Here is a 9,945-nt window from a genome sequence, read left to right on the forward strand (position 1 = left end):
TGCGTGCGGAACAGGGCGCGATACAGCTCCATCACCTGATTCATATAGCCGGTCATGGCCGGATCGTATTGGCCAATCAACTGGCTGGACATGGCACGCAGCACGCGCGGATCGGCATTGATCGGCCCTGGACCCATCAGTAGGCGGTGCGGAGGATTGATTTGATCGAATTGGTTGATAGCTAGCATGTTCATTCCTTGTCAACTTAATAACTTAGCCCGGAGATTGCTACGTCTGCGACCGGCCGGTTTTTTGTTATTGCTAGATTATCGCCAAGCGAGAAAGGATGAAACAAAAGATTCTTAAATTATTTATCTGCAACTAATGAATCACAACGGGCGCAGCATGCAGCTGCTAAAGAATCATGTAGGGGCGCCGTATACTGCGCCCGCTCAGATAACCCATGCTTCAGCGCTGCTCCAACTCCTCCAGATCGCTGAACAGATTGGCCACCTGATGAATACGCTGCCGCCCTTGCGACAACCTGTCATGCAGCAACGCATTGCTCAGCAGGCTCGCCAGGCTCATGGCGCTGGAGTAACTGTCAAACGCTGAGACGCTATCGAGCGGCGTCATCAAATGCCAGCTAGCCAACGGGATCAGCGCCTGGGCCTGCGGTTCGCAGATCAATAACGTTGGCACCTGCTTGATCTGCAACTGTTGCAATATCTCTCGCACCAGACGTGGACGGCGGCGAAATGCCACTACCACCACCATGTCCTGTGGCCCCAGATCCACCAGATCTTCGGCCAGGGTTTGGCCCGGCTGCGGTATTAACAAAACCTGCTCACGTACCTGCATCAGTTGCTGGCGCAAATGCATCGCGACGGGATAGCTGTTGCGCATTCCCAACAGCAGCAGCCGCCGGGATTGCCCCATGGCCGCGATCACCGCGCCAAACTGTGCCGCATCAATCTGCTGCACCCAGTGGGTCAGATTGGCCATTTCCTGCTGGTAATGGCGAGCCAGCAAGGTGTTGCCCTGTACCGCGTCACGGCTGTCGGTCAATGGCATACCGCTTTGGCGCAGGGTGCGCAGTTCGTCACGCATTGCGCGATAGCTGGCATAACCCAGGCGCTTGAACAAACTGCTGACCGTGGCCTTGGACACCCCACTCAGACGCGCCAACTCGGTGCTGTTATAGCTAATCAGGTCGTCAAAATGATCGAAGATAAAGTCGGCCACCCGCTGCTCTTGAGGGGCCAATTGCGGATATTCGCTGCGCAGGCGCTCATCAATCTGTTTCATCGCTACTCCCGCTGTAACTTTTGTTTCAGCGGAACATAGCACAGCAACCAAAGCGGCTGCCAGTGTTGAAATCGGGATGACAATGGCGCGATTGCGTGTTGCTCACAAACTAGACAACAACCGTTAAAGCGATTTATTGTAGGGAATGAATTTGCCTCTCACGACTTAGGACGACTTATGGCTACGATAACCCCGATCAAAGTTGATGATGACCCCAGACAACACTTGCGTTTGGACCTGTTACGAGCATGGGAAACCTACCAAACCGAAGGTAACTTTCTGACAATGGAAGAAGCTGAACACTGGCTGGCTAAATTGGAGAATGGCGAGGACACAGAGATCCCGCTTTGATGGCATAGGCTATAAGATAACGGTGTTTAAACCGCGACACATTAAGCCTGAAGCAGGTGGGAGTTATGCAGGTTAACCGACCGTTGAGCGCATGGATGCGCGATTCGAGCCCCCAGGGACGGGTTCACGGCGTGTCGGTGATCTGCATGACTTCCACCTGTAGCGCTATTAGACACAGCAATTTAGTAGGCTCAGAAACTTAACACCAGTACGCCATAAAGTTCACCGTGGAACGGTCCAGATCGCGTTCGCCAATCAGGTAACGGCGCAACGTTTTCACCACCGAAGACTCCGCCGCCACCCAGGCATAAAAGGTTTTAGCCCCTTCGGCACGTTCCCACAGCAAATCCCCACCCAGGCTGTTTTCAGCCAGAGACTGCGCTTCGGTCCGTGCCGAGGCTGGGATGTTAACTCGCCGACGCACCGCCTCCACCAGCAGCGTGCCATGCTGCTGGTGCCCAACGTCCCGTGGCAGCCAGTAAACTTCAGCAAACGGGAATTGCGCCATATCGAGGCAATCCCCCGCGACCGGCACTTCAAAGAAAGCCTGCACTCGCGGCGGGTTAGCCTGCTGCGCCAACTGTTCGAGGATCCCCATCGACGCTGGCAGTGCCGTTTCATCAGCGATCAGCAACGCCTGCCGGGTTTGCGCCGGAGGGGCCCACTCATAGCCGCCGCTATCTTCAGCAAAATCGGCATTCGGTGCCACGGCCTGGAGTTTATCCCCTGCAACGGCATGCGTTGCCCAGGCAGAGGCCGGGCCATTAACGCCGTGCAGCACAAACTCCACGTCCATTTCATTCTCAGCAGCGCGCAGTGCCCGCAACGTGTAGGTGCGCATCACGGGCCGTTGCTCTTTCGGTATCGCCATGTAGTTACGGTACCAATCGTCGCTATTCTCCAACTGCGGGCTCTGCCCTTGCGCTACCGGGAATAACAACTTGATCCGTTGATCCGGGGCTTCCAGCTTCATGCGCTGTACCTCTGGGCCGGTAAACACGCAGCGCAGCAGCGAGGGGGAAACATTTTCCTTATGCTTCAAGGTAAGATCAAAGATGCGATAGCTTGCGGACATATCACTGACTCTCCCGCGCAATGTCTGCCATTCGATGCTGGCACCATAGCCAGCTGCTAATGCCGCCCAACAGGACGGCGGCTACCAGTGCCGCCGCAACCAACTGCGACTCACCGTAAATTTTGCTCACCACCGGCACCATTAGCGCGCTCGCGCCATAGCCCAGCGTATGGCTGGTGGCGATCGCTCCCGCCCCTTTGCCAGTAGATAATTTATCATTCAGCATCAGTTGATAGCCCGGCGTAGCCATCGCGGCCCCAAACGAAGCCAATGCACAGCCAAGATAAAACAGCGCCAGCGGAGCGGTACACATCAGCCCCAAGCCAGCGATCATCAACCAAGCGGCAACCATCAGTAGCTGCGGCGGAGTAAGGCGCTGTGGCCGCACCACCAGAAACTGCGCCAACAGCGTGCAACCCGCCGCCACGCTGAGCAACACCGCCACATGGTGGCTAACGGTCGTCGCCGAATGGCTGAACAACTGCTGCAAATGCGGAGCCAAGCCCAACTGCATCAGGCTGACGCCGCCCGCCAGCAGTAACGCACACAATAAATAGGGCATCATCGTCAGCCGCAGGCGGTTTTGCTGATGCGCCACCGCAGGCAGCGGCGGGTCGTTATGCTGGCGGCAAATCACCAGTAATGCGATCAACGGCGCAATCGCCATCAGCCACAGCGGAGCCATCGGATGCAAAGACAGCGCCACAGCCGCACACAGCGGACCAAGCAACCGGCCACAGCTCAGGCCGGAACTGATAGTGGCCAACGCCGCCATGCGTTGTTCATACCCGGCGCGTTGCAGCGCCCAGGTTTGGCTGGCTGGCACCATGCCCGATACCATCAGTCCGTAGATAATGCGCGCCACGATCAAGCCAACCAACCCAGCCATTTCAGGCAGCCAGCCAACAGCCAGCCCCCACACGGCCAAGGCCAATAGCGCAAAGCTGATCAAGTAACCCGCCAGGGACATAATCACCACGTATTTACAGCCGCGAATTTCTGCCTGCCGCCCCCACCAGGGAGAACCGACCAGAAACAGCATCGACCCCAGCGTCAGCAATCCTGCCCACACCGACAGCGAGAGCTGAGTCAGGCTGACCAACACCGGTAATGCGACCAGCAAACCATTTTGCCCAATGCCCAATAGCCCGGCACAAAACGCCAGCGGCCAGTTTGAAGGAGAATCATTACCAGTTGCAACGATTTTTGAATCCGAGAATAAGCGCATTAAGTAAAATAACCGTTAAAATAATGGTGTTTTTATGTGTAATTAATTAAAAAATTGTATCATGCGGTGATTGATAATAATAAGAACTATTGATATAAGAATCATTCTCAATCGCTCCAGAGTGACCAGGGTCATGACCATCCAGTTAGCCAGCGCAGCAACCGATGTGGCTGCGCAATGTTTCCTCAACGCGCTAATGCGTGAAACCCGGGACTGGCACATCGTTCCGGCAACCGATAGCCAACCATCGCCACAGTTACATCTCCCACTTTCAGATAGCCAATTTATTCGCATTCCATTACGCCATACCTCACCAACCCAACATCATCAATATCAGTTCCCGGCCCGCCTGAATGGCAACGGTGAAGCGCTGAGTTTTGAACAGTTAGTTACGTTGTTGCTGGCCAAACCGGCGGTAAAAGGCCAACTGAGTGAAGAGGTTTTGGCACGCTTTCGCCAGCGAGTGCTGGAAAGTCATGACAATACCCAACAGGCGATCGCCATCCGGCTGGACTGGCCAAAGCTACGCGATCGGCCGCTGACTTTTGCCCAGGCGGAACAGGGGCTATTAGCTGGCCATGCCTTCCACCCGGCACCGAAATCCCATGAGCCCTTCGATCGCCAGCAGGCACAGCGCTACCTGCCAGATTTTGCTGGCAGCTTCCCCCTGCGCTGGTTTGCAGTAGATAAGCGCCACCTGTGTGGTGACAGCCTGGATCTGACGTTACAGCAGCGCCTACAACGCTTCGCCGCAGAAAGCGCGCCGCAGTTGCTAGGCCATTTTACCGATGACGTCTGGCTGCTGCCGATGCATCCGTGGCAGGCCGATTATCTGCTGGCACAAAGCTGGTGTCGCGAATTGGTCGAGCAGCACAAGCTGAGCGATCTGGGTGAGGCCGGTGAGCGTTGGCTACCAACCAGCTCTTCACGTTCGCTGTACCACGCGGGCAGCCGCGACATGATCAAGTTTTCCCTCAGCGTGCGGCTAACCAACTCGGTGCGTACCCTGTCGGTAAAAGAAGTGAAGCGCGGCATGCGTCTGGCACGGCTGGCTCAAACCTCCCGCTGGCAGGAACTGCAAGCTCGTTACCCAACAATGCGCGTAATGCAGGAAGATGGTTGGGCCGGGTTACGTTCCGCAGACGGCACGATCCAGGAAGAAAGTCTGATGGCGCTGCGCGATAACCTGCTGTTCGACCAGGTGCAGAATCAAACCAACGTGTTGGTCACCTTGACGCAGGCAGCGCCAGATGGTGACGATAGCCTGTTAGCCGCAGCGGTGCGTCGCCTGGCTGCCCGCCTGAACCTGCCATTGCAACAGGCAGCCCATTGCTGGCTGGACGCTTACTGCCAGCAGGTACTGCTACCGCTGTTCAGCGCCGAAGCCGACTACGGCCTGGTGCTGCTGGCCCATCAGCAAAACATTCTGGTGGAAATGCAGCAGGACCTGCCGGTGGGCATGCTGTACCGCGATTGCCAGGGCAGCGGCTTTACCCGCGACGCCACGCCTTGGTTGGATGAAATCGGCGAAGCCGAAGCCGAGAACCGCTTTAGCGAGCAGCAGTTGTTGCGCTACTTCCCTTACTATCTGTTGGTAAATTCTACGTTGGCCGTGACCGCCGCGATGGCGGCAGCAGGGTTCGACAGTGAAGAGAGCCTGATGATACGAGTACGCGATGCGTTAACCACGCTGCGTAACACGGCCAAAAATACCCGCTGCCTGGACTATGTGCTGGACAGCCCACATTGGAACTGCAAAGGCAACTTCTTCTGCTATCTGCACGATCACAATGAGAACACCATTGTCGATCCTGCGGTGATCTACTTTGATTTCACCAATCCGCTGCGCGTGGAGGCCGCTCAATGATGCCCGTAGCCAAGATTGTTCACGCCACCAGCGGATTCCGCTGCGAACTGCTGGGGAAAAACCTGTCCCTTAGCCTGGGGTTGGACAGCAGCGCTGCGCTGCATTATCCAGGCTCACTGCCGTCAGGTTGGCTGATCCAGGCGTTGGATCAGTTGCTGATCGCGGCTCCACAGTTGAGTGGCATCACCCTGCCCTATACCGAATGGTGCGAGGAGCCACAGGCTCTGGCACTGTTCGCCCAGGCCAGCGGCGATTACCTGGCCCGTGAAACCTTCTACCAACTACCACTGTGGCTGATCGCCGAACGCCATGCTGCTTCCGGCCAGATGCAATACGATGCCGAGCGCGAACTGTGGTTCCCGCAACGCCCTGCCCGGCCCAACGGTGAGGTGTATCGCCGCTACGATCCACAAATCAAACGTAGCTTGAGTTTCCGTTTACCTGAAATCGAGCGCGACGCCGAGCAGTTCACCCGCTGGATGAATTCCCCCCGCGTTGATGCCTTCTGGGAAATGAGTGGGCCGCTCGAAGTCCAAGCAGCCTATTTACAGCGCCAGCTTGATTCCAGCTATTGCTATCCGCTGCTGGGCTGCTTTGACGACCAGCCCTTTGGCTATTTCGAAGTTTACTGGGCACCAGAAGATCGCATTGGCCGCCACTATCGCTGGCAGCCGTTCGATCGCGGCCTGCACATGCTGGTCGGCGAAGAGCACTGGCGTGGTGCACAGTACATCCGCAGTTGGCTACGTGGTCTGACCCACTATTTATACCTGGATGAACCCCGCACCACCCGCGTCGTGGCCGAGCCGCGTGCAGACAATCAGCGGCTGTTCCGCCATCTGCCCACCGCTGGCTACCATACGCTGAAAGAGTTTGATTTCCCGCATAAACGCTCACGGCTGATCATGAACCAGCGTGATGACTTCTTCCGCGAGGGACAGCTATGAGCCGCCACGATTACGCAGATTGGCAACACGTTAACCTACAGATGATCGCCAAAATCCTGGCAGAACTGGAGTATGAGCGCACCTTGCAGGCCGAGGAACACGGCGGCCAATGGCAAATCGCCTTAGGTGACGCGGCCTACCGCTTCAGCGCCAAGCGCGGGATCTGGGGTTGGTTGCACATCGACGCCAACAGCCTGAACTGCGATCGCCTGCCGCTGGCCGCCGATCAAACGCTGCGGCAACTGGCTCAGGTGTTGAAGATGGACGACGCGCAGAACGCCGAACATCTGGAAGATCTATACGCCACGCTACGCGGTGACATGCAGTTACTTGCCGCTCGCCGCGGGATGAGCGCCAACGATCTGATTGCGCTGGATGCCGACGCACTGCAATGCCTGCTGGCCGGTCACCCGAAGTTCGTCTTCAACAAAGGGCGTCGTGGCTGGGGGCTGTCGGCGCTGCAACAGTATGCGCCAGAATATCAGGGCCAGTTCCAGCTGCACTGGGTGGCCGCCAAGCGCGGCAGCTTTGTCTGGTGCATTGACGAGGACTTCCCGTTAGAAAACTTGCTCAACAGCGCGATGGACAGCGGGGAACGCCAGCGCTTTGACCGCCGTTGGCGAGAGTTGAAGTTGGACCACGACTGGCTGCCGGTGCCGCTGCATCCATGGCAATGGCAGCAAAAAATCGCGCTGCATTTCCTGCCACAGTTGGCCAGCGGTGAGCTGGTCGAGCTGGGTGAGTTTGGCGATCGCTATCTGGCTCAGCAGTCCCTGCGCACTTTGACCAATACCAGCCGCCGGGTACCCTTCGATATCAAGCTGCCGCTGACCATTTACAACACCTCCTGCTATCGCGGCATTCCGGGCAAGTACATCAGCGCCGGGCCTGCGGCTTCACGCTGGTTACAGCAGATTTTCGCCAGCGATAGCACCTTGCAGGCCAGCGGCGCCCAGATCCTGGGTGAACCGGCGGCGGGCTATCTGGCCCACCCAACCTACGGTGCGCTGCCCAAGGCCCCCTACCGTTATCAGGAAATGCTCGGGGTGATCTGGCGTGAAAACCCGTCCTGTTATCTGCAACCGGGCGAGCAGGCTATCCTGATGGCAACGCTGATGGAAACCGACAATCAGGGTGAACCGCTGATCGCCGCCTACATCGCCCGTTCCGGCCTGAGCGCAGAGGCGTGGCTGGCACAGATGTTCCAGGCAGTGGTACTACCGATGTACCACCTGATGTGCTGCTACGGAGTGGCGCTGATCGCCCACGGCCAGAACATCACATTAGTGATGAAAGACCATGTGCCGCAGCGGGTGCTGCTAAAAGATTTCCAGGGCGATATGCGCCTGGTGGATCAGGACTTCCCACAGGCTGCTTCACTGCCGCAGGTGGTGAAAGACGTGACGGTGCGCCTGCCTGCCGACTATCTGATCCATGACCTGCAAACCGGGCATTTCGTCACCGTGCTGCGTTTCATTTCGCCGCTGATGAGCGGCTGCGGCATCCGCGAACCGCGGTTCTATCAAGTGCTGGCACAGGTGCTGGAGCGCTATATGGCGCAGCATCCGCAGTTGGCCGACCGGTTTGCCCTGTTCGACCTTTTCAAGCCACAGATTATTCGCGTGGTACTCAACCCGGTGAAACTCACCTATTCAGAGCAGGATGGTGGCAGCCGCATGTTGCCTAACTACCTGCAAGATCTGGATAACCCTCTTTATTTGGTCTCCAAGGAGTTTGCCCAATGAATCAGCCTCTGGATTTCATCGGCATCGGCGTCGGCCCATTCAATCTGAGCATTGCCGCACTCGGCAGTGAGGTTACCGGCTTTAACAGCAAGTTCTTCGAACGTAAACCGCACTTCTCCTGGCACCCCGGCATGATGGTGCCGGACTGCCATATGCAAACCAGTTTCCTCAAGGATCTGGTCAGTGCGGTTTCACCGACCAACCCGTACAGCTTTCTCAACTACCTGGTGAAAAGGAAGAAGTTCTACCGCTTCCTGACCACCGAACAGCGCACCGTCTCCCGCGAAGAGTTCGCCGACTATCTCGACTGGGCAGCTAACGGGCTGGAGACGCTCGAGTTCAGCCAAGATATCCGCAGCGTGGATTTTGACGACCAGCAACGCCAATTTGTTGTCACCACCCAGCGCGATGTCTACCGTGCCCGCCATATCTGCCTAGGCATCGGCAAACGCCCCAAGCTGCCGGACTGCGTCAGCGAGCAGAACGATCGCTGCTTCCATGCCAGCGAAATGAGCTTGCGTAACCCGGATCTTAGCGGCAAACGCGTTACCGTGATCGGCGGCGGCCAAAGCGGTGCCGATCTGTTTTTGAATATTTTCCGCGCCGAGTGGGGCCAGCCCAAGCAGTTGAACTGGATCTCGCGCCGCAACAATTACAACGCGCTGGATGAAGCCGCCTTCGCCAATGAGTACTTCACGCCGGAATACGTAGAAAGCTTCTACACCCTGAGCGACAGCGCCAAACAGCGCATGCTGGCCGAGCAGAAAATGACGTCGGACGGCATCACCAGCGAATCGCTGCTGGCGATTTACCAGGCGATGTATCACCGCTTTGAAGTGTTACGTGAAAAGCCTTGGGCCCACCTGCTGCCTAGCCGTTCATTGGCCGCGATGCACGCATCCGGCAATGGCTATCAGTTGGTCACCCATCACCACCTCGATCAGGGCAAGGAAACCTTCGACTGCGACGTGGTGATCTTCGCCACCGGCTATCAGCAAGACCGCCCGGCGTTTCTCGCACCCCTGGCCAATCGCCTGCTGACCACGGCGAACGACGAATATCGCATTACCCCTGACTTCACCCTGGAATGGCAGGGTCCGAGCGAAAACTGTCTGTTTGCCGTCAATGCCGGCATGCACAGTCATGGCATTGCCGAACCCCAGCTCAGCCTAATGGCTTGGCGTTCGGCCCGTATTCTCAACCGGGCATTAGGGCGCGATCGGTTCGACTTAACGTCCACCCCGGCGGTGATCCAATGGCGTAGCCAGCAGGCAGCGGTCACCGCCCAAACTGCACACGACGCCATCTTTAACTTTAACTAACCATGGAAACGTTTGAACAATAATGAAACGCAGACACCTCTGGGTACTAAACCCTTGCCTGTTAGCAATGCTCGCACCAACGGCCTGGGCAGAAGAACAAAAAAATGATGACCAACTGGTGGTTTCCGCCAGCCGCTCTCACCGCAGCGTAGCGGAAATGGC

At 57.2% G+C, this 9,945-nt stretch carries 8 protein-coding genes and 1 pseudogene; 5 read left to right on the plus strand and 4 right to left on the minus strand.

The window, feature by feature from the left end:
* Together ACLQ7H_RS12070 and ACLQ7H_RS12075 are read right to left on the minus strand one after the other, a co-directional pair.
* A pseudogene (locus ACLQ7H_RS12070) lies at positions 1–188 on the minus strand (alanine--glyoxylate aminotransferase family protein); the annotation flags it as partial.
* A gap of 220 nt (positions 189–408) precedes the next feature.
* Positions 409–1,248 (minus strand): MurR/RpiR family transcriptional regulator, encoded by an 840-nt coding sequence (locus ACLQ7H_RS12075; RefSeq protein ID WP_411752874.1) that lies wholly within the window; start codon positions 1,246–1,248, stop codon positions 409–411.
* Between the two features lie 177 nt (positions 1,249–1,425).
* Between ACLQ7H_RS12075 and ACLQ7H_RS12080 the strand changes: the two genes are divergently transcribed.
* Positions 1,426–1,599 (plus strand): hypothetical protein, encoded by a 174-nt coding sequence (locus ACLQ7H_RS12080; RefSeq protein ID WP_411752875.1) that lies wholly within the window; start codon positions 1,426–1,428, stop codon positions 1,597–1,599.
* Positions 1,600–1,798: 199 nt separating this feature from the next.
* Here the strand turns inward: ACLQ7H_RS12080 and ACLQ7H_RS12085 are convergent, their stop codons facing one another.
* Both ACLQ7H_RS12085 and ACLQ7H_RS12090 read right to left on the minus strand, forming a co-directional pair.
* Entirely contained in the window at positions 1,799–2,674 is an 876-nt protein-coding gene (locus ACLQ7H_RS12085; protein WP_411752876.1) for a siderophore-interacting protein, read from the minus strand.
* Position 2,675: 1 nt separating this feature from the next.
* Positions 2,676–3,902 carry an MFS transporter gene (locus tag ACLQ7H_RS12090; protein ID WP_411752877.1) on the minus strand — a complete coding sequence of 409 codons (1,227 nt, stop codon included), beginning with the start codon at positions 3,900–3,902 and terminating at the stop codon, positions 2,676–2,678.
* Between the two features lie 133 nt (positions 3,903–4,035).
* On the opposite strand from ACLQ7H_RS12090, the gene ACLQ7H_RS12095 reads away from it, so the two are divergent.
* Genes ACLQ7H_RS12095 through ACLQ7H_RS12110 form a run of 4 tightly spaced genes read left to right on the plus strand, consistent with a single transcriptional unit; the run spans position 4,036 to position 9,783 of the window.
* Positions 4,036–5,769: an IucA/IucC family protein gene (locus ACLQ7H_RS12095; RefSeq protein WP_411752878.1), complete on the plus strand. Its 1,734-nt coding sequence runs from the start codon at positions 4,036–4,038 to the stop codon at positions 5,767–5,769.
* Positions 5,766–6,716, plus strand: coding sequence for a GNAT family N-acetyltransferase (locus ACLQ7H_RS12100; protein ID WP_411752879.1), 951 nt, complete (start codon positions 5,766–5,768; stop codon positions 6,714–6,716). The genes ACLQ7H_RS12095 and ACLQ7H_RS12100 overlap by 4 nt, the downstream gene beginning before the upstream one ends.
* Positions 6,713–8,461, plus strand: a complete 1,749-nt coding sequence (iucC, locus tag ACLQ7H_RS12105; RefSeq protein WP_411752880.1) for an aerobactin synthase IucC — start codon at positions 6,713–6,715, stop codon at positions 8,459–8,461. Before ACLQ7H_RS12100 ends, iucC begins: the two co-directional genes overlap by 4 nt.
* Positions 8,458–9,783: a lysine N(6)-hydroxylase/L-ornithine N(5)-oxygenase family protein gene (locus ACLQ7H_RS12110; protein ID WP_411752881.1), complete on the plus strand. Its 1,326-nt coding sequence runs from the start codon at positions 8,458–8,460 to the stop codon at positions 9,781–9,783. Before iucC ends, ACLQ7H_RS12110 begins: the two co-directional genes overlap by 4 nt.
* Positions 9,784–9,945 lie beyond the last annotated feature (162 nt).

The sequence above is a fragment of the Serratia sp. (in: enterobacteria) genome (assembly GCF_046715635.1).
Lineage (GTDB): Bacteria > Pseudomonadota > Gammaproteobacteria > Enterobacterales > Enterobacteriaceae > Chania.